The organism is Comamonas sp. 17RB (assembly GCF_030056555.1).
Classification (GTDB): Bacteria; Pseudomonadota; Gammaproteobacteria; order Burkholderiales; family Burkholderiaceae_C; genus Comamonas; species Comamonas terrigena.
Genome location: NZ_JASHHY010000001.1, coordinates 754,798 through 773,429, shown reverse-complemented (window position 1 = coordinate 773,429; position 18,632 = coordinate 754,798). Strand labels below are relative to the sequence as shown.

Sequence of the window (18,632 nt, the reverse complement as noted above, 5' to 3'; positions counted from 1 at the left end):
CGGGTTCGAGTCCCGTCCACTCCGCCAGATTTAAAAACCGCTGTAGCGCAAGCTGCAGCGGTTTTTTGTTTTGCGGCATCGCTTTCCGGGCGGTCCAGATGCGCGGATCGGGCAGGGCGCTGGGGGCGCCTGCCCGGACACTTCCTCTGGCGCAGCGCAATCCCCATCAGAGGCGCTGCTGCAGGCCCTGGGGCAGGGGACGGCGCCAGTGGGCGACACAGAAGACGGCAGGCTGCCACGCTGCTTTTTTGCAACGCAGCCCCGACGATCCATGCATGTAGCTTCCACGGTCTGCTGCGATGCACCGTAAACTGAATCCCATGGCGGGTGCGTCCACCTGCGGAAAGCTGGTCTGATGAACCGCATCCTGTCTGTCCCCCAGCAGTTCCGCATCCGCGTGCACATTGCCGCTTTGACCATCGCCTGCATGGGCCTGGTGGCTGCCTTGCTGATCGGCCTGGGGTGGGTGGCCACCACCCGGCAACTGGTGCAGGACGCGGGCGAGCGCGCGGTGCGCGACACCTTGCTGCTGCGCGAACAGATCCGCCTGCAACTGATCCCCGCCCAGGGGGCGCTGCGCCAGATCGGCGCAGGCCGCTTGCCGCTGGCGACGGACGAAGCCACCCGGCTGCAGGCCCTGAACGTGCTGCTGGGCGAGCTGCGCGCCAACCCACTGGAAGCCGCCATCTATGTGGCCTACCCGAATGGGGATTTTCTGCTGGGGCGGCCCCTGCGCCTGGCCAGCATCCGCCAGCGCCTGAACGTGCCGGAGAGTGCGGTCTACCTGGTGCAGACCATCAGCCACCAGCCCGATGGCCGCAGCGTCGGCCGCTTTCATTTTCTGGGTGAAGACGGCAGGCTGCAGCAGACCCAGGAGCGGGCCGACTACCAGTTTGATCCCCGCACCCGCCCCTGGTATGCGCTGGCGCGCGAACATCCCGGCGCCGCCCAGCTGTCCGATCCCTACCGCTTTGCCACCACGCAGCGCCTGGGCGTCACGCTGAGCCAGCAGGCCACCTCGGGCGATGCCGTGGTCGGTATCGATGTGGCTTTTGACGATCTGGAGCAGATGCTGGTGGGGCTGCGGACCACCCCGGGCACGCGCCTGGCCTTGCTGCACAGCAGCGGCCAGGTGATGGCGGCAACGGTGAACCTGAACAGCAGCGACCGCGACACGCAGCCCATGCTGGACGCCATTGGCGAGCCCGAACTGCTGCGCCTGCAGCAGACCTCGAGGCACACCGACAAACCGCAGATTCTGACCATCGATGGCCGGCAATGGGTGGGGCTGCACACCCAGATCGACATCGGCCTGGGCGGGGTGTTCGAGCTGCTGCAGATGCTGCCACTGGATGAGCTGACGGCCGAGGCCCGCCAGCGCGCGCTGTACTTCATCGGGCTGGCCGTGATCCTGTCGCTGTTGCTGCTGCCCCTCGGTTGGGCCGCAGGCAAGGCCATAGGCCGCAGCATCAACCGCCTGCGCGAACGCAGCCTGCGCATCGCCCGCTTCGACTTCACCGGGAACCGGCTGCCGCCCAGCCGCGTCAGCGAGGTGGGTGAGCTGTCCCAGGCCATGCAGCACATGGGCGACACCATCGAGGCCTTTTTGAGCCTGATCGAACGCCTGGCCACGGTGCCGGAAGTGGAGCGCATGCTGCAGCAGGTGCTGGAGCAGCTGACGCAGGCCACGCAATCGGAGGCCGCAGCCGTCTACCTGTGGGACGCACAGGCCGGTAGCATGCAGCGCGCCGCAGAAGCCGGCAGCCTGGCCACACCGCTGCCGGAACACTTTGCCTACCCGCCGTTGCCGGCCGCGCCCCGTGGTGTGCAGGGCGGCGTGAACCGGCTGGATCTGGAACTGCGCGGCCGCCAGGGCAGTCTGCAGGGGCTGCTGGTGCTGGAGTTCAAGGCCGACGCCGCGCACGAGGACGAAGCCTTCCAGCGCTTTGCACGCCGGCTCTCGGGCATGCTGGCCGTGGCCATCGAAACCCGCCAGCTGCTGGAATCGCAGCGCCGCCTTTTCGACGCCATCATCCAGCTGATCGCTGACGCCATCGACGCCAAGAGCGCCTACACCGGCGGCCATTGCGAGCGCGTGCCGCAGATGGCCATCGCGTTTGCGGACCACCTGCACGCGGCGGCCGACGGGCCGTATGCCGACTTCCAGATGAGCGAGAACGAACGCTATGCCTTCCGCCTGGGCGCCTGGCTGCACGACTGCGGCAAGGTGACCAGCCCGGAACACATCGTCGACAAGGCCACCAAGCTGGAAGCCATACGCAACCGCATCCATGAAGTGCGGCTGCGCTTCGAGATCCTGTGGCGCGACGCCGAACTGGCGGCCGCGCGCGGCGAGCTGGACGCCGCCCAACTGGCCGCCCGCCAGCAGCAGCTGATCGACGACTTCACGTTTGTGGCCACCTGCAATGTGGGCGGCGAATTCCTGTCCGACGACGCCATCGCCCGCCTGCAGGCCATCGGTGCGCAAGACTGGCAACGCCACTTCGACGACCGCCTGGGCCTGTCCGACGCCGAGCTGCGCCAGCTGCAGCAGCTGCGGCCCGAAGCGCCGGGCCTGCCCGCCACCGAAGCCTTGCTGGCCGACCTGCCCGAACACCGTGTGCCCTGGGGCGACAACCGCCCCGCGGTGGAAGCGGGCGACCCGCGCAACAAATACGGCTTCGACATGAAGCTGCCGTCCTACCAGCAGAACCTGGGCGAGCTGCACAACCTGGGCATCCGCCGCGGCACGCTGACCGACGAGGACCGCTTCAAGATCAACGACCACATGGTGCAGACCTACATCATGCTCAAGGGCCTGCCCTGGCCGCCGGGGCTGGAGCAGGTGCCGGAGCTGGCCGCCACGCACCACGAACGCCTGGACGGCAAGGGCTACCCCCGACGCATCCCCGGCGAACGCCTGGGCGTGCTGGACCGTGTGATGGCGATGAGCGATGTCTTCGAAGCGTTGACCGCCGCCGACCGCCCCTACAAACCGCCCAAGACCCTGAGCGAAACCCTGCGCATCATGGCCTTCATGTGCAAGGAACAGCACCTGGACCCGGGCCTGTTCCGCTACTTCCTGCGCAGCCGCCTGTGGGAGGCGTTTGCCGTGCGCTTCATGAAACCCGAGCAGCGCGACACCGTGGACCTGGACGCGCTGGAGGCCTTGCTACCCAAGCCATAGGTTTACTTCCCAAGCCGGGGCATAGCTTGTGTGCCACAGGCCCGGCGGTGGCGGGATGGGCAATGGCCGGCCCGGAGCCTGTGGGGGGCGATTGACCCTGGTCCGCAATCGACCCGTTGCTGTCAGTAGCGCCTTGGGAGTCAAGGCCTGCTGCGCAGAGATGGCGGTCGCTGGTGATATGGCGGTGGATGACGGCTTTCTCCGCATCGCTGCCAGCCAGACCACAGAGGGTTGCCATCGCTTTAGACGTGATGGGTCAGCCGCTCTTTCATGCGTCGGGAGACATCGTGTATCCAAGGCTGCTGTTCCCAGTGTGATCGCTGGAAGGCCTCGATGTCATCCTTGTAGGTCAGGGTTAGTCCGATGACATCCACGCCCTGCAGGAACATTGACTGGTGCCTGGCAGAGATATCGAAGTCAGCTTGCTCACCGCCGAAGGTGACATGGCGCTTGGCGATATCGATGTTCATCTGGGGAGAATCTGACGCATCCGCCAAGTTCATCATGGCTTCGATTTTCTCCACAGGCAGCTGAACCAGCAGCAGGCGGTTGCCCATGGCATTGGAGTAAAAGATCTCGCCAAAGCTAGGGGCCACAATGGCTTGGATACCGTACTGGAGCATCCCCCACACTGCATGTTCACGGCTGGATCCGCAGCCAAAGTTGGAGCCCCCGATCAGGATGCTCGTTTCGGCGAACTGAGGTTTGTTGAGCACAAATTCGCCGCGCAACCGGCCGTGCTTGTCGTACCGTAAGTCATAGAGCAGACCTTCGGATAAACCCGCTTTGTCGATGCCGCGCAGGAACTGCTTGGGCATGATCTGGTCGGTGTCCAGGTTGTCGATGCGCACCGCAGCTGCGCGGCCGGTGATCAGTTTTTTTTCAGACATGGCTGTGCTCCATGGTTCTCACATCAGTAATTTTTCCGGTGACAGCTGCAGCTGCCGCCATCGCAGGACTCATCAGGTGCGTGATAGCACCGCGGCCTTGACGGCCTTCAAAGTTGCGGTTGGTGGTGGAGGCGCAGCGGATCCCGTCCAAGAGCACATCGTTGTTCATGGCCAGGCACATTGAGCAGCCTGGCTTGCGCCATTCAAAGCCGGCATCCACGAAAATCTGGGCCAGGCCTTCGGCTTCCGCTTGCGATTTGACGGCTCCGGAGCCCGGAACGACCATTGCTCGTACACCGCGAGCCACATGCTTGCCGGCAACGATGCTGGCCGCAGCGCGCAAATCCTCGATGCGCGCATTGGTGCACGAACCGATGAATACATGCTCGATAGGGGTGCCAATCAGCGGGGTGCCTGGTTGCAGGGCGGTGTACCTCAAGGCTTGCTCGGCACTGCGGCGCATCTCGCTGTTCAGGCTTTCCGGGGAAGGGATGAGGCCCGAGATCGGCACAACCTGGTCCGGACTGGTCCCCCAGGTCACGTGGGGTTCAACGAGCGAGGCATCAAAGGCATGTTCGACATCGAACCGGGAACCAGGATCGCTGCGCAGCATCGCCCAGGCATGCAGTGCTGCCTCCTGAACGGGTCCAGTGATGTCTGGACACTTGGCGAGTACGTACTGCAATGCAAGCTGGTCAGGCGCAATCAGCGCCCCTCGTGCTCCGGCTTCCACGGCCATATTGCACAAGGTGAAGCGCGCTTCGACCGAAAGTTGCTCAATGGCGCTGCCACAGAACTCGACCACAAAACCTCGGGCGCCCTGCGCACCTATTTGGCCGATGATCATCAGGATCAGGTCTTTGCTGGTGGTGCCCGTGGGCAAGGCTCCATCGACGCGGATGCGCATGTCCTTGGCCGTGCGATACACCAGGGTCTGCGTGGCCAGTACATGCTCGACCTCAGAAGTGCCGATGCCGAAGCCGAGCGCTCCAAGCGCGCCGTAGGTCGTGGTGTGGCTGTCACCACAGATCACGACCATGCCAGGGCGGATCATTCCATGCTCTGGTGCGACAACGTGCTCGATGCCTTGCATGGCATCGTTGGTGTCGAACAAAGGAATGCCGTGGAAACTGCAGTTGCGTGCCAGATTGCTGGCTTGCAAAGCAGAGGCGGCATCGTGAATCACCCGGATCGGGGATGCATCAGTGGGGATGATGTGGCTGACCACTGCCACGTTCTGACCCGGTGCGGCTACCTTGCGGTTTTCTTCGTGCAGGCCGGCAAAGGCTTGCGGGCTGGTGTACTCGTTCATCAGATGCAGATCGCAGTACAGCAGTACGTTGTCTTCATCGAGTCTGCGGACCGTGTGGCTATCAACCAGCTTCTGATAGAGCGTTCGTGGGGTGTTTGTTTTTTCGTGAGGCATAGTTACTCGCTGGTGATGCCGCGCTCTTTGACCAGTTTGGCCCACTGAGGCAGCTCACGCTCCAGGCGTGTGCGAGCCTCCACGGGCGTGGAGGGCATGGGGTCATAGCCTTCCTTGGTCATTCGAGCCTTGATGGCAGGGTTGGCCAGTGCGCTGCGCAGGCCGGAATTGAGTTTTTCGATGACAGCGCCAGGTGTTCCAGCTGGCGCAAACACCATGAACCACGTCTCGAATGCATAGTCAGGCAGACCTGCTTCGGCAATGGTCGGGACGTCGGGCATCAGTGCTGATCGCTGTTTTCCCGTCACGCCCAGAGCGCGGATCTTCCCCGCCTGAACATGGGGCTGTGCGGCGGAGAGCACGGGAAAAGCCATTTGCACCTGCCCGCTGATGGTGTCTACCAAGGCGGGGCCTCCACCGCGGTAAGGTACGTGCATCACGTCCAGGTTGCCCACGCTCTTGAACAACTCGGCTGCAATGTGGAAGGTGCTGCCAGAGCCTGCCGATCCATAGCTCATGCCACCAGGTTTGGCTTTGAGCTGCGTGATCAACTCGTTCAGGTTCTTTGCCGGCAAGCCATTGTTCACGACCAGCACGTGCTGCGAGGTCGCGACGGTGCTGATGGGAGACAGGTCCTTCAACGTGTCATAAGGCATCTTGGTGCCCAGTGCCGGATTGATGGCCAGCGAAACAGTCTGCAGACCGATGGTATAGCCGTCCGGTGCGGACTTGGCCACTTGATCCACGCCCAAGTTACCGCCGGCACCACCCTTGTTTTCAATGAAAATCGAATTGCCTAATGCCTTGCCCCACTCATCGGCCACCAGGCGTGCGGCGATGTCAGCACTTCCACCTGGAGCGTATGGCACAACCAGCTTGATGGGTTTGGTGGGGTATGGGTTCTGCGCAAACGCATGGGACAGTGGCAAACAGGCTGCCAAGGAAAGCACAAGGGCTCTGCGGTTCATCGTTGTCTCCTGATAGTTGTAAGTAGCAGGAGTAATCCTAATAATGAATGAAATTTAAATAAATTACTGACAATTCATTCTTTATTGCTTTGTAGACAACAATGGACGCAATCTCAGATCTTCATCTCTTTGGGCTGATTGCCAAGCTGGGCACCATGGCTGCGGCGGCGCAGGAGCTCGGCGTGACTCCGCCTGTGGTCAGCCGACGGCTTGCGGCCCTTGAGGAACGCCTGGGCGTGCGGCTGTTGAACCGGACCACCCGGCGGTTGAGCCTGACCCCGGATGGCGAGGTGTACCTTGCCGACGGTGCGCGGATCCTGGAGCAGTTGCAGGGACTGGAACATCGGCTGGGAAGCGGCAGCCATCAGCCGCAAGGTACGCTGCGGATCGGCGCAACGCTAGGCTTCGGAAGGTCATACCTTGCGCCTGTGCTGTCGCGGTTTACCGAGGAATTTGGCGAAGTGGAGATCCAACTCCATCTCACCGATAAAGCGATCAACTTGGTAGACCAGGGCTTCGATCTGGTCATCCGTTTTGGCGAGGCCGCAGACAGTCGATTGACGGCGCGTTTGCTTGCCAAAAATCGGCGGCTGCTTTGTGCCGCACCGTCGTACATTGCCAGGCACGGTATGCCGTCGGCGCCTCGAGATCTGGGGAGTCGAAACTGCATTTTTATCCGCGAGGCCGACGAGACCTTTGGCACCTGGCACCTGAGAAAAAATGCCGATGTGGAGACCGTCAAGGTGCGTTCCAACCTGAGTTCAAACGACGGCAGTGCTGCTCTGTCTTGGGCATTGGAGGGACGAGGCATCCTTTTGCGCTCACAGTGGGACATTGCAGAGCATGTGAGAGCGGGGCGGCTTGTTCCACTTCTGACAGACTGGCAGCTACCTGCGGCCGACATCTATGCAGTTTTTCAGACAACCAATCGCATGCCAGCAAAAGTCCGGGCGATGGTGGATCGACTTGTCGATGCCTTTGAGCCTATGCGCAAGAAGGGCACGGAGTTGCTGGGCTGCTGGTAGTTGCCTGGGGTGACAGCCATAGTTTGGCTTGCCAAGCTAAGGCATCCGTTGGGTGCCACATGCCCTGCTGTGACGGGATTGGCAATGACCGGCCTGGTGCCTAGGGGATGGGGGTGTGGGGAATTGGCCGTGGACCGCAATCGACTCAAAGCGGTCATGGCGAGGCACGATGTCGCTCAATGTCAGTAGCGCATCATCCGGGATCCGACAGATACCCGGCAATCAAAACGTGGCCGTATTCCAAAACCGACTGGCTCATCAAGCGTCAGTATGATGTAACAACATTCCCTGCACAGTCCTCACACCGACCATGTCACGCTTGCCAGCACCCGAGCTCCCCGCCACTGGGTCCGTTGCCATGCAGGTGCGCACTGACCAGTTGCAGCTCCTGTTCCGCCAATCCTTCCCGGCTCCATACGGTAGCGTTGGTGGAGCACTGGCGCTGTCTTGGTTGCAGCTGGATCTGGGCAACCGCAGCGTCATCGCACCGTGGCTTATCACGCTGTGTCTGGCCGCCATGGTTCGCCTGTTTCTGTTCTGGGGCTACAACCACCGCCTCCCCAAACACCATACGATTGCTCGCTGGGAAGGCGTGTATTGGGTCACTCTGGTATTTACATCCGGAGTTTGGGGCATCGGTGCTTTTCTGCTCACGTCCAGCAGCAACCTGCTGTCGCAGGTCATCACACTTTTTTTTGCAGTCGGCATGGCAGGCAGTGCAATTTCTGCCTACTCGGCCTACCGCTACATGTCGCTGATTGCCGTCGGTCTGGTTCTACTGCCCATCACATTGTGGCTGCTCATCCAACCAAGCACCGAACAGCGCCTGCTGGCCTTGACCTCCCTGGCGTTTTGCGCCTTCGTCGTGCGCGCAACCCGGGAGTTGTCGGGCGCGTTGCAGTCACTTCTGCGGTTGCGCCGTGAGTTGGAGGTCCAACACAGCATCGCCAGCAACGCAGCCCGTACGGACGATTTGACAGGGGTAAATAACCGCCGCGCTTTCAATGAACAGGCCGACACCATGTTCGTCTATACCCGGCGCTACGGAGTCCCTCTGTGTGCACTGTTGTTGGACATCGACCACTTCAAACAGATCAACGATACCCACGGTCACGCAGCGGGCGATAAGGTGCTGCAAGCCGTGGTGCGGCAGATCAAGTCGGCGCTACGTGAAGCGGACCTGTGCGGTCGACTGGGGGGGGAGGAGTTCGGGGTACTGCTCGCTGGCACGAATATGCAAGAGGCTGTAAAGATCGCGGAAAAGATCAGACTTGCCGTGCAAGCCATCGAGGAGCCCGTCAATGGCACCACACTGCAAGTCACCATCAGCGTCGGGGTAGCCGAAGCGGACTCGGACTGCGCCGGTGTATCCACCATGTTGACCCAGGCTGATGCTGCCATGTATCACGCTAAGTCAAACGGCCGTAACCAGGTGCACAGCTACTCGGCCCAAGCTCCACTGGCTACGGCGTGTCAGTAGTCCTGGCGATCCATTCGGAAGACAAAATCAATGATCCCAAGGGCTGCTTCTGGCCGTATGCCGTCTCCGGCGGTCATCCGCACGTAATTCACCGGGCATTGAGCGTGGGTGAGCGTCGCCGCAGATCAGCTGCAGGCTCGGCTTGCCTCAGACGCTGATAGGCAGCGTGTAGCCAGTGCAACTGTGCTCCGTGCGGTTGGAATTGTTTGCGGCAGCATTGGCTGCGGCTTCTCCGTCGTTGCTGGCGCCTGGTGCCACCATATAAAAATAGCGCCAACGGTGCATTGCCGGGCACGGTATCCGTGGCTGGCTGGTACACATCCAGCAGATGCCGTGGATCGGGCCCGTAGGACACGCTGGTACGGCCGTGGTAGGTGTCATGGGGCACCAGATGGTCGAGCACCTGGGCACCAGAACAGCCTGACACCAAAGCCGCGACGGCCGACCCGATGCCCATGAGGCCTATGCGGCGGTTCATCGGTGTGGAAAGCTTGGAAAAGATAGGCATGCAGTCCATGCGTCATTTAGTGGCTTTTGGATTCACACGTGTACTTCAACGTGGAGCTACTGCCTGTGGTCGCGCAGCCCGTCTGAGGGAGGAATCTCAAGAAGCTGAGCCATGTCGTGCTTCAGGATTGGAGTTGCATCTTGCCTTGCGGCCTGGGCGACATGCACTGACTTTTCCGCAAGAGCTTTATCAGAGCAGGGCGGATGTACCTAGAAAGTGTGTAGTGGTTATTGGTCATTCACAAACCATCGTTCGCTGGACCTAGGTTGGGAGTGGCATCCGGGTATCGTGCCCTGGCAGTTCGCCTGTTTCACAGGCTGCATCAGCCTTTGCCGGCTCCCTTCGCGACGTCCGCCTAGCCTGCTTGTCCGCATACATGCGCAGATCCGCCTCCCTGAGCACGGTCTGTGTCGAGCTGATGGAAGGGTCGACACTCACAATGCCGAAGCTGGCACCCGGATAGTCGAGGCTGCATTCCGGAAATGCATACCGCCCGATCAGCAGGGGGGCCAAGCGGCTGCGCATGGCCTCCAGGGCCTGGTCCTGGTCGGTAGGGCTTGCCGGATCGATCAGTCCAATGACGACGAATTCGTCACCCCCCAGCCGTCCCAGCATGTCACTCTGACGCAAGCCTGTGGTCAAGCGCCGGCCGACTTCGACAAGGAATTGGTCGCCGACCTCGTGGCCATAGGTGTCGTTGATCGCTTTGAACCCGTCCAGATCCACGAAAGCCACCACCACCCATTGCTGCGTTTTCTTGGCCTGGGCGAACAACTGCTCCAGGTGACCCAGCACGTTGCGTCGATTGGGCAGATCGGTCAACGCATCATGGTTCGCCGCGTACCACTCGTCCTGCCGCCGCTCCACCATCAGTCCTATAACGTGACCGCAGAGCAGAATGAAAAGCAGACCCACCGACGCGACCAGCCCAGCCAACCCGAGGTGCAGCCTGCGCATGCCTGGCAAATGATCCAGGCTCGCCAGTGTGATCAATTGGTATTGGGTGTTGGAGAGCGGCTCATGCCGCAGCAGGTAGGGCTTGCCGTCAATGATCCACAGATCCGAGCCGGTCACTGCACGCACATCCAGAGGCTCGCCTGGCTGCTCATCACTATCCAAGGCGTTGGTCCTGGCCGCAGCAGGTGCAGAACCAGGCGGCAGCAGCGCACTCGCGTTGCGCAGCATGAATGGCGCGGACGATGTGGTGGTCACCCGACCTTGGCGATCCAGGATCAGTGCAATGTGGCTCCCGGACAGGTAGGGAACCATATCCGGGGCATCGAACTTGACCGTGACGGAACCCAGGGGCTGGTCGTCTTCGCTCTCAATCCGGCTGGCCACGAAATAGGATGGCGTCTTGTTCAGGCGCGCGATACCGAAGGAATGGCCATTGCCCTCACGCAATGCGTCGACCAGATAGGGCCGACCGGAGTAGATCATTCCCACAATGCTGTCGGACTCCGCCCAGTTGCTGGCGGTGACCGTGTCGTCCGACATGTTGTTCATGTAGATGCGGGCATAGCGCAGATCGCCAGACAGCGCATCCATGAAGTCGCCCACTTTGCGCACCAATGGGTCTTGCGTGAATTGCGCTGCGCGCTGCTGGCGTGTGAGCTCGGCCAGGTCGGGCGGATCGGTGCGATAGCGGGTGGCGAGCTGTATCACCAGTCCCTGGCGTGCCACCATGTTGGCCACACTCACCATTTCGGTGAACAGCCGGTCCATGATGCGTGCGGTGGTTTTGGCTTCGTATTCAGCGCTGGCCGCCAAACGGTCCAGCTCCGACGCCACAATTCGCTGTGACATCCACCACCCGATACTGGCCACCAAGGCCAGCCAGGCGAGCGCCACCCCCAGCGTCACCATGCGCACGCTGGATCGCATGGACCGTCTGTGCTGGGCTTGCTGCGGTAATGCCTTGCTCACGTACACCCTCCAGGCCGTTATGAGCAAATGGTAACAAGTACCCTCCCAGCGAACAGTCAGGAAAGGTCATCAGGTTATCAGGGCGGCAGGGCACTCTCGCTGCATGGCAGCTGCCTGTTTTTGATGCTGCGCTAGGCCCGCGTTCTGTTCCCGCTTGGGGGCGACACTCTGGGGGCAACATGGGCTTAGCAGGGCTCAGGTTCTTTGAGCCCCACCAAGCCGCGGGTTCACCGTGCGATCAGATTGCCGGCTTATTTGGTGGTGTAGCCACCATTGATCAAAATGGTTTGGCCCGTGATCCACCAGCCGTCGCTGACGAGGTGGCGAATGAAGGGAACCACATCCTCAATATCGGTGAGCCCGGTCTTGCTGAAGCCGGACAGCGCAGCGGCCGTCTTGTGATAGGCCACCGCATCGGCGCCTTCCGCAGGGTAGAAAAAAGGCGTGTCCATAGGGCCGGGCCCCACTGCGGTGACGGAGATGCCACGGGCCCCCAGTTCCTTGGCGGCAGCGCGGGTGTAATGTTCGACAGGCGCCTTGGTGCCGGCGTAGGAAGCGTAAAACGGCGTGAACGCACCGAGCAGGGAGGTCACCAGCGTCACCACCTTGCCGTGGTCGTTGACATGGATGCCAGCCTCTTTCAGGAAGAAGAAGGCCGCTTTGCTGTTGACATCCGACATCTCGTCGAACTCGGCTTCGGAAATCTCCTGCATCGGTTTTTTCAGCACCTTGCCCACGGTGTTGATGGCAATATCCGGGCGGCCAAAGGCGGCAACGGTGTCCGCAAACAGCTTTTGCACCGCCGCTGCCTTGGTCAGATCGGCGCGCACGGCAATGGCCTGGGCGCCCAGGTCCTTGACGGCCGCAACCGTGGCCAGGGCTTCGGCTTCGCTGGCTGCGCTGTTGTAATGAATGGCGATGGCTTTGGCACCTTGTTGCGCCAGATCGCGCGCAATCAGTCCGCCCAGGTTCTTGCCGCCTCCTGCGATGAGAGCAACTTTGTCTTTGATGGCATGGCGATGGGTCATCAGTTTTCTCCAACAAACAGGTGATGTGGAAGCTGAAGAATATCGACACTCAAATTTCGATTGTTAATTTTAATTGTTAAGAATTGACAGCGCAGAAGTCGGGTGAGGGTGCATGGCAGGTGTGGACGGGTCCACCTCAGGTGGCAGCAATGGGTCGACCTGAGCCTGCTGCAACACCCTGAAGCGGCCCTGCGGGCCGGTGCGTGTCGAACCACGCCATCGAGCGGCTGCTCCCGTGGTGGAAGTGGCCAAGTGGCCATTGGCCGTAAGTGGCCGTTCAAGACAGGCCGCATGAAAGGGCTGGTGCCGGCGCTGGCTGCCGCTCAGGTGCCGGGCCGTGGTGGCAATGGCTGGCGGAAGGTGGCGAAGAGCCTTCACGCCATAGCCCGCACAGTGGGGCAGGCCCCCGCTGTGCCCCCTGCATTGCGCCCCTTGTCGTTCCCCTTGTTTCCGGGCGGTGCGTTACACCGTCAGATCCAAGGTGTAGCCAATCTGGGCGGTGTGCTTGAGTATGCCCAGCGCAGAGCAGTGTGCGTGCACCGACATGTCGACCACGGAGGCGACGGCTTCGCGGTCGGCCTGGGGCGCGGTGATGCGGTAATGCAGGTGCACCGAGGTGAAGACCCGGGGCGCGGTCGTCGCCCGCTCAGCCTGGGTGTGCACCGTCATGGCGGTGACGTGGATGCCACGCTCCTGCAGTCGGTTGCTAATGTCGTAGGCCGAACAGCCGGTGGCGCCCGAGAGCATCACTTCCAGCGGCGATGCCAGCTGCGGCGCAGCCGTACCGGATGCGGCTGCGGGCACGGCGCCAGCGGGCGCGGGAGCGTCTGGCGCCGTGGTGGACACCTGCTGCAAGGCCGGGGCGCGAATGCGCAGCGGCTCGGGGCCCGAGTTTTGCACCTGAAAGAAGGGCGTGGTGCCGTCGGTCAGCAAGGTGAGGGTGCAGTCCATAGAACAAGTCCTTTCTCAGCCCCGCAGTGGGGCGCAATGAACAGAGAACAGCGAAAGCAGGGCCGGGCCTGGCCTGGTCGGGCGCACAGTGCCGGGCACAGTCAGTGCTACAGGAGCGGGAACAGGGAAGGGCGGCACGTTGTGTATCTAGCCCAGTTCCGTATGCAATGGGGTGCCTGCCTCAGGAAATGTGCAGCTGGCTGATCAGCTTGCCGTAGCGGGCGTAGTCCTGCTCCAGCGTGTGCTTCAGCGCCTGGGGGCTTTCGGTCACCGGCTGCATGGCCCATTGCTGCAGCAAGGCCTTGGCCTTGGGGGTTTGCAGCGCCGCGTTCACGCTGTGGTTGATTTGCTGCACCAGCGCCGCCGGCATATTGGCCGGGCCCAGCAGCGCCTGCCAGGTGGAGATATCCACCTGCGGGTAGCCGCTTTCGGCAAAGGTGGGAACCTGGGGCAGGAACGACACGCGCTGGGGGGCGATGACCCCGATGGCGCGCAACTGGCCCGTTTTCAGGAAGTTCTGCACCGGGTTGAGCGTGGTGTACATCAGGGGCACCTGACCGCCTACCAGGTCGGTGATGGCAGGCATGGTGCCCTTGTAGGGGATCTCTTGCAGCTGCATGCCTGCGACCTGGTTGAACAGCTCGCCCACGATGTGCATGGTGGAGCCGTGGCCGGGGCTGGCGTAACCGGGCAGGGCACCGGCCTTGGCTTTTTGCACCAGGGTGCGCAAATCCGTAATGCCCGATGCGCTGTTGACCACGGCAATGATGGGCTGGTCAATCAGCTTGGCAATGGGGGTCAGGTCTTTCAGCACGTCGTACGACGGCGTCAGGTGCGGCGCAATGGCCACCGAGTTGGGGGCCACCAGCAGGGTATAGCCATCGGGGGCGTTGGCAATGACTTCGCGCGTACCGATGATGCCGGTGGCACCGGGCTTGTATTCCACCATCACGTTGCTGCCCCATTGCGCACTCAGCAATTCGGCAATCAGCTGGCCCAGAATGCCAGTGTCTCCGGCAGGTGGGTAGGCCACCACAATCTTCACAATCTTGTTGCGGGGAAACTTGGTATCAGAGCCAGCAGCGCCGGCAGTGCTGGGCGCCAGCACCTGGGCCTGCACCTGGTGGGCTGCGGCCGCACCGGCCAGCAGCAGCCCCATGGCTTTGCGGCGATTCAGCGGCTGCACGCAGGCGTTGGAAACCAACGCGGAAATGGCATCGGCAGCTGCGGCAGCAGACGCCAGAAGTGGGGCAGTATTTTTCATCACGATCACTAACAGTTGCACATGGCATACATGCCAATGGGCGAGAGCCCATGCGACGGAAGCGACAAATTCTATGCCTCTTGCTGGCGGTGACTGCCTGCCGGCGGAGGCCCGCGCTGGGTCTTTCAAGCCACTGCTGCACCAACAGTTGCTATCAGGAGCATAGCGACGCCGGATCCCCAGAGAGGGCAGACTTGTGTTCAGGCAGAACGGGCCGTGTGCGCCTCCGCCAGCATCCAGCGTACAAAGGCCTGCAACGGTGCCTCGCTGAGCCCCAAGGGTTCCGGCAGCACCAGGCAAAAGGTCTTGGCAACGGACGGGCTCTGCGGCCAGGGGGCGAGCAGACGACCCTGCGCCAGTTCCGTTTCCACATACAGACGCGGCACCAGGGCCACGCCCAGCCCGCACAGCGCGGCCTCTATCAGCATGGCGTGCAAGTCAAAGCGCGAACCCACGGCGGGGTGGGTCAGCGCCATGCCCGTCTCTTCGGCGTAGCGCTGCCAGGCATCCGGGTTCTGCATGCGGTGCAGCCGGGGCAGGGCGTCCAATCCGCCATCCTGGGGGTAACCGGCCAACAGCGAGGGGCTGCAGACGGGAATCAGCACTTCTTCCAGCAGGCGGTGCGTGCGCATGCCTGCCCAGGCCGGGTGCTCGAAATGCAGGGCCGCGTCAAAGCCGCTGCCCGCCAGCACAAAGGGCTCCATGCGTTCGGCAATGTGCAGGGTGATATGCGGGTGGGCCTGCTGAAAGCGCGGAAGGCGCGGAATCAGCCAGCGTGTGGCAAACGTGGGAATGACGGCCAGGTGCAAGCTGGCCGCACCTGCAGGCTGCCCCATCAGGTACTGGCTTTCCCGCTCCAGGTGATCCAGGATCTCGCCCACCTGTGCGGCATAGCGCACGCCCGTGGGTGCCAGCCGCACGCGGTTGCCCACGCGCTCAAACAGCGCCATCCCCAGAAATTCTTCCAGCCTCGCGATCTGCCGGCTGATGGCGCCTTCCGTCAGCGCCAGTTCCTGCGCGGCGCGCGCAAAGCTGCCGTGGCGTGCAGCGGCTTCAAAGGCCTGGAGGGCGGAGTTGCTGGGAATCTTGCGTCGCATGGCTGAAGGCAAGCTCCAAGCGCAGCTTGACCAAACATCAATGAAGATCGATTTTATATCGCTATATAGCTTGAATTTCTCTGGGTAGCATGACTTTATGGCAATTAAAACACCGCTTGCCCAGCGCAAGCAGCCACCGCTTTCCAAGGAATCCACCATGATCTACACCGTTGAATGCAGCTACGCCGATGCGCAGACCGAAGCCGAATGGAATGACTTCTACAGCCTGCAGAAATTGCCCGCGCTGATCTCTGTGGGCGGCTTTCAGACCTCGCAGCGCTTCAAGGCGCTGGATGCAGGTGGGCCGGCGGCGGCGCCCGCCGGGGTGCCCGTGTACCTGGCGCTGCACACCATCGATGGCCTGGGCGTGCTGACCGGCGACGAATACCGGGAAAAAGGCGGCGGCAACTTTGCACGCTGGCAGCAGCACATCACGGACTGGCACCGCAACCTCTATGCCTGTGTGCAGAGCGCACCCGCCTTGCTGGCGGGGGACCTGTTGCTGGTAAGCCCGCAGGGCCCGGGCAGCCTGCAGCAGATGGGCCTCAGCCCACTGGCCATGGAGGCGGTGGCGCTGGAGGGCTTTCCGCCGCAACGCTGGATGGCCAGGCTGCCTGCAGCGCAGCGCCCTGCCATGGCCGCATTGCCGGCAGACATCCAGGCTTATGAAGCCATGACGGCGCAGCTGCGCAGCGCCGTGCGCCCTCAAAGCGCCTGCTGAGACCGTGAGGCTGTTTATGCCCAACCTGACTTTCTATATCTCCGCGCCCATGCCCTCCGAAGCCGCTCTGGCGCAGCTGTCTGCCGACTGCATGCAGCTGTGCACCGGGGTACTGGCAGCACAGCAGCAGAACGTCCATGTGATCTATGTCGCGGCCCGCCCAGGGCATGGGCTGCCCATCCATGTGGAAGTGCAGTACCGCCTGGAGCCATTTCGCACGCCCGAAGTGCTGCAGCGCTTCATGCAGAAGCTGCAGGCATCCATCGTTCAGCACACGGCATCTCCCGCGCGCATCCGCTGCTTCGGCTACGGCGCCGGCCAGATACACGCGCTCCACTGACCCATTGACTTACTGACGCAGATTGCAGAGACCCATGCTTGAACACAGCTTCCCCGGTCACCGCGTGGGTGACTTCCACATCACGGCCATCAGCGATGGCTACCTCCAGGCCCCGCTGGGTCTGCTGTCGAACATCGACCTTGCCGACGCCACGCAGATGCAAAGCCGCGCAGGGCCGCAGCCACCGGAGTCCATCCACATCAACTGCTACCTGCTGCGCAGCACCAGGCACACCGTGCTGATTGATGCAGGTGCCGGCGGCATCAAGCAATGGGGCGGCCTGTTGCTGCACAACCTGGCCTTGGCGGGCGTGTCGCCCGAAGATGTCGACACCATCTTGCTGACCCACGCCCATCCCGATCATGTGGGCGGGCTGCTCAACGCAGCCGGTGAGCGCGTGTTCCCCAACGCCGAGTTGGTGGTGCACCGCAGTGAATGGGACTTCTGGCGGGACGACGCCCACCTCAGCCGCGCCAGCGAACGCGCCCGTGGCAATTTTCAGATCGCCCGCACCGTGTTTGAACGCTACCACCAGCAGCTGCGCACCTTCGACACGGAAGAGGTGCTCCCTGGTGTAGAGGCCATGCCGCTGCCTGGCCACACGCAAGGCCACACGGGTTATCTGTTGACCTCGGCAGCGCAGAATCTGCTGGTGTGGGGTGACATCGTGCACTTTCCCCATATCCAGATCCAGCGGCCCGATGTCACCATTGCCTTTGACCAGGACGCAGCCCTGTCTGCCAGCACCCGTTCGCGCATGCTGGACATGGCCAGTGCCGACCAGCTGCTGATCGCCGGCATGCACCTGGGCGAACTGGGATTTGCCCGTATCCAGCGCGAGCACAGCGGCTTCAGCCTGCAATATGACCGTAGCTGAGCCATGGCCTGGGGCCCATGCAAACCGCCCAAGACCTTGAAGAACCCCTGCCGATCAGGGGTTGTCTGTGCGAGGTGCAGCACCTGGCCCTGGCCTGTTTGGCTACTTCCTGCTCCGTCGCCTGTGGGAGGCCTTTGCCCTGCGCCTCACGAAGCCCGAACAGCGCCACGCCGTGAACCTGGATGTGCCGGAGGCCTTGCTGCCCCGGCCGTGGTTCTGCTGCTCAGCCACTTCCATGGGAAATGAGTGGTCAGGGTCTCCCGCAGGGTTAGCAGGAAAAATTACGATAGGCATCTTTGAATCAAGGACGCCTCTCTGCCATGACCACACTGCTTGTTCACGTTCAAGATTGCACCGAGATCGCCACATCCCAGACAGTTTTTGGCGGTAGACCCAGTGCGCCACAGGGCGTGGTGGAGTGGCCTGTTTGCCTCTCATGCGAGGGGCACATGCAGTTCCTTGGTCAGCTGGCGCAGGGTGAGTCGAACGAATTGCTCTTGCTCTTCATGTGCCAGAACGAGCCTGGCATGTGTGACGAATGGGATGCAGAAGGCGGAGGCAACAAGGTGCTGGCCGTTTCCAGCAGCAACCTGCAGTTGGTCAGCCCGCCCTCGTCGGGGGAGGTCGTGCGGCCCGTGCGTTACGAAGCGCACACCGTGGAGCAGAGCGAAGAGGACTACGAGTCTGCGAGGGCCGCATATTCAGCAGGCAATGGCGTGAGCCCACGCAAAGTGCTGGGCCAAGTGGGCGGCGAGCCCACATGGATGCAAGCGGAAGAAGTACCTCTTTGCAGTGCGTGTGCAGAGCCCATGGCTTTTGTCGCGCAACTGGAACAAGGGCCCGATTGGAAAACGGAGATGAACTTCGGCGGAGGCGGCTGTGCTTACGTTTTCAGGTGCGCATGCGGTACCGCAAGCCCCAAGCTGCTCTGGCAGTGTTGAAGT

16 protein-coding genes are annotated in these 18,632 nt (G+C 62.2%); 7 read left to right on the top strand and 9 right to left on the bottom strand.

The features are described from left to right. The first annotated feature begins 355 nt into the window (after window positions 1-355). Window positions 356-3,187: an HD domain-containing phosphohydrolase gene (locus QM470_RS03335; protein ID WP_283338182.1), complete on the top strand. Its 2,832-nt coding sequence runs from the start codon at window positions 356-358 to the stop codon at window positions 3,185-3,187. Window positions 3,188-3,429: 242 nt separating this feature from the next. On the opposite strand, the gene leuD is transcribed toward QM470_RS03335, so the two are convergent. Genes leuD through QM470_RS03320 form a run of 3 tightly spaced genes read right to left on the bottom strand, consistent with a single transcriptional unit; the run spans window position 3,430 to window position 6,471 of the window. Further along, window positions 3,430-4,077 carry a 3-isopropylmalate dehydratase small subunit gene (gene leuD / locus QM470_RS03330; protein ID WP_283338181.1) on the bottom strand — a complete coding sequence of 216 codons (648 nt, stop codon included), beginning with the start codon at window positions 4,075-4,077 and terminating at the stop codon, window positions 3,430-3,432. Beyond that, the gene (gene leuC / locus QM470_RS03325; protein ID WP_283338180.1) at window positions 4,070-5,503 is read right to left on the bottom strand and encodes a 3-isopropylmalate dehydratase large subunit; all 1,434 of its coding nucleotides are present in this window, start codon (window positions 5,501-5,503) and stop codon (window positions 4,070-4,072) included. The genes leuD and leuC overlap by 8 nt, the downstream gene beginning before the upstream one ends. A 2-nt stretch (window positions 5,504-5,505) precedes the next feature. Beyond that, the gene (locus tag QM470_RS03320) at window positions 5,506-6,471 is read right to left on the bottom strand and encodes a tripartite tricarboxylate transporter substrate binding protein (RefSeq protein WP_283338179.1); all 966 of its coding nucleotides are present in this window, start codon (window positions 6,469-6,471) and stop codon (window positions 5,506-5,508) included. A gap of 101 nt (window positions 6,472-6,572) precedes the next feature. Here QM470_RS03320 and QM470_RS03315 point away from each other — a divergent pair, with 101 nt between their 5' ends. Together QM470_RS03315 and QM470_RS03310 are read left to right on the top strand one after the other, a co-directional pair. Next, a complete protein-coding gene (locus tag QM470_RS03315; protein ID WP_218331714.1) occupies window positions 6,573-7,496 on the top strand; it encodes a LysR family transcriptional regulator in 924 nt (307 codons plus the stop codon). A gap of 358 nt (window positions 7,497-7,854) precedes the next feature. After that, on the top strand, window positions 7,855-8,976 hold the full coding sequence (locus tag QM470_RS03310) for a GGDEF domain-containing protein (protein ID WP_283338178.1): 1,122 nt from the start codon (window positions 7,855-7,857) through the stop codon (window positions 8,974-8,976). Between the two features lie 88 nt (window positions 8,977-9,064). Here QM470_RS03310 and QM470_RS03305 read toward each other — a convergent pair whose 3' ends face one another. From QM470_RS03305 to QM470_RS03280, 6 genes are all read right to left on the bottom strand, one after another. Then, a complete protein-coding gene (locus tag QM470_RS03305) occupies window positions 9,065-9,484 on the bottom strand; it encodes a hypothetical protein (RefSeq protein ID WP_283338177.1) in 420 nt (139 codons plus the stop codon). A gap of 261 nt (window positions 9,485-9,745) precedes the next feature. Beyond that, the gene (locus QM470_RS03300) at window positions 9,746-11,368 is read right to left on the bottom strand and encodes a sensor domain-containing diguanylate cyclase (RefSeq protein ID WP_283338176.1); all 1,623 of its coding nucleotides are present in this window, start codon (window positions 11,366-11,368) and stop codon (window positions 9,746-9,748) included. Between the two features lie 293 nt (window positions 11,369-11,661). Continuing rightward, window positions 11,662-12,438, bottom strand: coding sequence for an SDR family oxidoreductase (locus QM470_RS03295; protein WP_218331722.1), 777 nt, complete (start codon window positions 12,436-12,438; stop codon window positions 11,662-11,664). A gap of 462 nt (window positions 12,439-12,900) precedes the next feature. Further along, window positions 12,901-13,389, bottom strand: coding sequence for an OsmC family protein (locus QM470_RS03290; RefSeq protein ID WP_283338175.1), 489 nt, complete (start codon window positions 13,387-13,389; stop codon window positions 12,901-12,903). A 181-nt stretch (window positions 13,390-13,570) separates the two neighbouring features. Continuing rightward, the gene (locus QM470_RS03285) at window positions 13,571-14,653 is read right to left on the bottom strand and encodes a Bug family tripartite tricarboxylate transporter substrate binding protein (RefSeq protein WP_283338174.1); all 1,083 of its coding nucleotides are present in this window, start codon (window positions 14,651-14,653) and stop codon (window positions 13,571-13,573) included. Window positions 14,654-14,853: 200 nt separating this feature from the next. Further along, window positions 14,854-15,750, bottom strand: a complete 897-nt coding sequence (locus QM470_RS03280) for a LysR substrate-binding domain-containing protein (protein ID WP_283338173.1) — start codon at window positions 15,748-15,750, stop codon at window positions 14,854-14,856. A 157-nt stretch (window positions 15,751-15,907) separates the two neighbouring features. Here QM470_RS03280 and QM470_RS03275 point away from each other — a divergent pair, with 157 nt between their 5' ends. The 4 genes from QM470_RS03275 to QM470_RS03260 all read left to right on the top strand — a co-directional run bounded on the left by QM470_RS03275 (window position 15,908) and on the right by QM470_RS03260 (window position 18,629). Continuing rightward, window positions 15,908-16,471 (top strand): sugar ABC transporter, encoded by a 564-nt coding sequence (locus QM470_RS03275; protein WP_283338172.1) that lies wholly within the window; start codon window positions 15,908-15,910, stop codon window positions 16,469-16,471. 16 nt (window positions 16,472-16,487) lie between these two features. Beyond that, window positions 16,488-16,811 (top strand): hypothetical protein, encoded by a 324-nt coding sequence (locus QM470_RS03270; RefSeq protein WP_280011946.1) that lies wholly within the window; start codon window positions 16,488-16,490, stop codon window positions 16,809-16,811. 34 nt (window positions 16,812-16,845) lie between these two features. Further along, complete coding sequence (locus tag QM470_RS03265) at window positions 16,846-17,688, top strand: MBL fold metallo-hydrolase (protein ID WP_283338171.1); 843 nt, start codon at window positions 16,846-16,848, stop codon at window positions 17,686-17,688. Window positions 17,689-18,008: 320 nt separating this feature from the next. Continuing rightward, window positions 18,009-18,629 (top strand): hypothetical protein, encoded by a 621-nt coding sequence (locus tag QM470_RS03260; protein WP_283338170.1) that lies wholly within the window; start codon window positions 18,009-18,011, stop codon window positions 18,627-18,629. Window positions 18,630-18,632 lie beyond the last annotated feature (3 nt).

Excerpts from the sequence above, each read along its gene's own strand:
- QM470_RS03285 (WP_283338174.1), bottom strand. The coding sequence starts at position 14,653 with ATGAAAAATACTGCCCCACTTCTGGCGTCTGCTGCCGCAGCTGCCGAT.
- QM470_RS03310 (WP_283338178.1), top strand. The coding sequence starts at position 7,855 with ATGCAGGTGCGCACTGACCAGTTGCAGCTCCTGTTCCGCCAATCCTTC.
- QM470_RS03300 (WP_283338176.1), bottom strand. The coding sequence starts at position 11,368 with ATGCGATCCAGCGTGCGCATGGTGACGCTGGGGGTGGCGCTCGCCTGG.
- QM470_RS03275 (WP_283338172.1), top strand. The coding sequence starts at position 15,908 with ATGATCTACACCGTTGAATGCAGCTACGCCGATGCGCAGACCGAAGCC.
- QM470_RS03315 (WP_218331714.1), top strand. The coding sequence starts at position 6,573 with ATGGACGCAATCTCAGATCTTCATCTCTTTGGGCTGATTGCCAAGCTG.
- leuC (WP_283338180.1), bottom strand. The coding sequence starts at position 5,503 with ATGCCTCACGAAAAAACAAACACCCCACGAACGCTCTATCAGAAGCTG.
- QM470_RS03295 (WP_218331722.1), bottom strand. The coding sequence starts at position 12,438 with ATGACCCATCGCCATGCCATCAAAGACAAAGTTGCTCTCATCGCAGGA.
- QM470_RS03260 (WP_283338170.1), top strand. The coding sequence starts at position 18,009 with ATGACCACACTGCTTGTTCACGTTCAAGATTGCACCGAGATCGCCACA.
- QM470_RS03265 (WP_283338171.1), top strand. The coding sequence starts at position 16,846 with ATGCTTGAACACAGCTTCCCCGGTCACCGCGTGGGTGACTTCCACATC.
- QM470_RS03335 (WP_283338182.1), top strand. The coding sequence starts at position 356 with ATGAACCGCATCCTGTCTGTCCCCCAGCAGTTCCGCATCCGCGTGCAC.
- QM470_RS03290 (WP_283338175.1), bottom strand. The coding sequence starts at position 13,389 with ATGGACTGCACCCTCACCTTGCTGACCGACGGCACCACGCCCTTCTTT.
- QM470_RS03270 (WP_280011946.1), top strand. The coding sequence starts at position 16,488 with ATGCCCAACCTGACTTTCTATATCTCCGCGCCCATGCCCTCCGAAGCC.
- leuD (WP_283338181.1), bottom strand. The coding sequence starts at position 4,077 with ATGTCTGAAAAAAAACTGATCACCGGCCGCGCAGCTGCGGTGCGCATC.
- QM470_RS03305 (WP_283338177.1), bottom strand. The coding sequence starts at position 9,484 with ATGCCTATCTTTTCCAAGCTTTCCACACCGATGAACCGCCGCATAGGC.
- QM470_RS03280 (WP_283338173.1), bottom strand. The coding sequence starts at position 15,750 with ATGCGACGCAAGATTCCCAGCAACTCCGCCCTCCAGGCCTTTGAAGCC.
- QM470_RS03320 (WP_283338179.1), bottom strand. The coding sequence starts at position 6,471 with ATGAACCGCAGAGCCCTTGTGCTTTCCTTGGCAGCCTGTTTGCCACTG.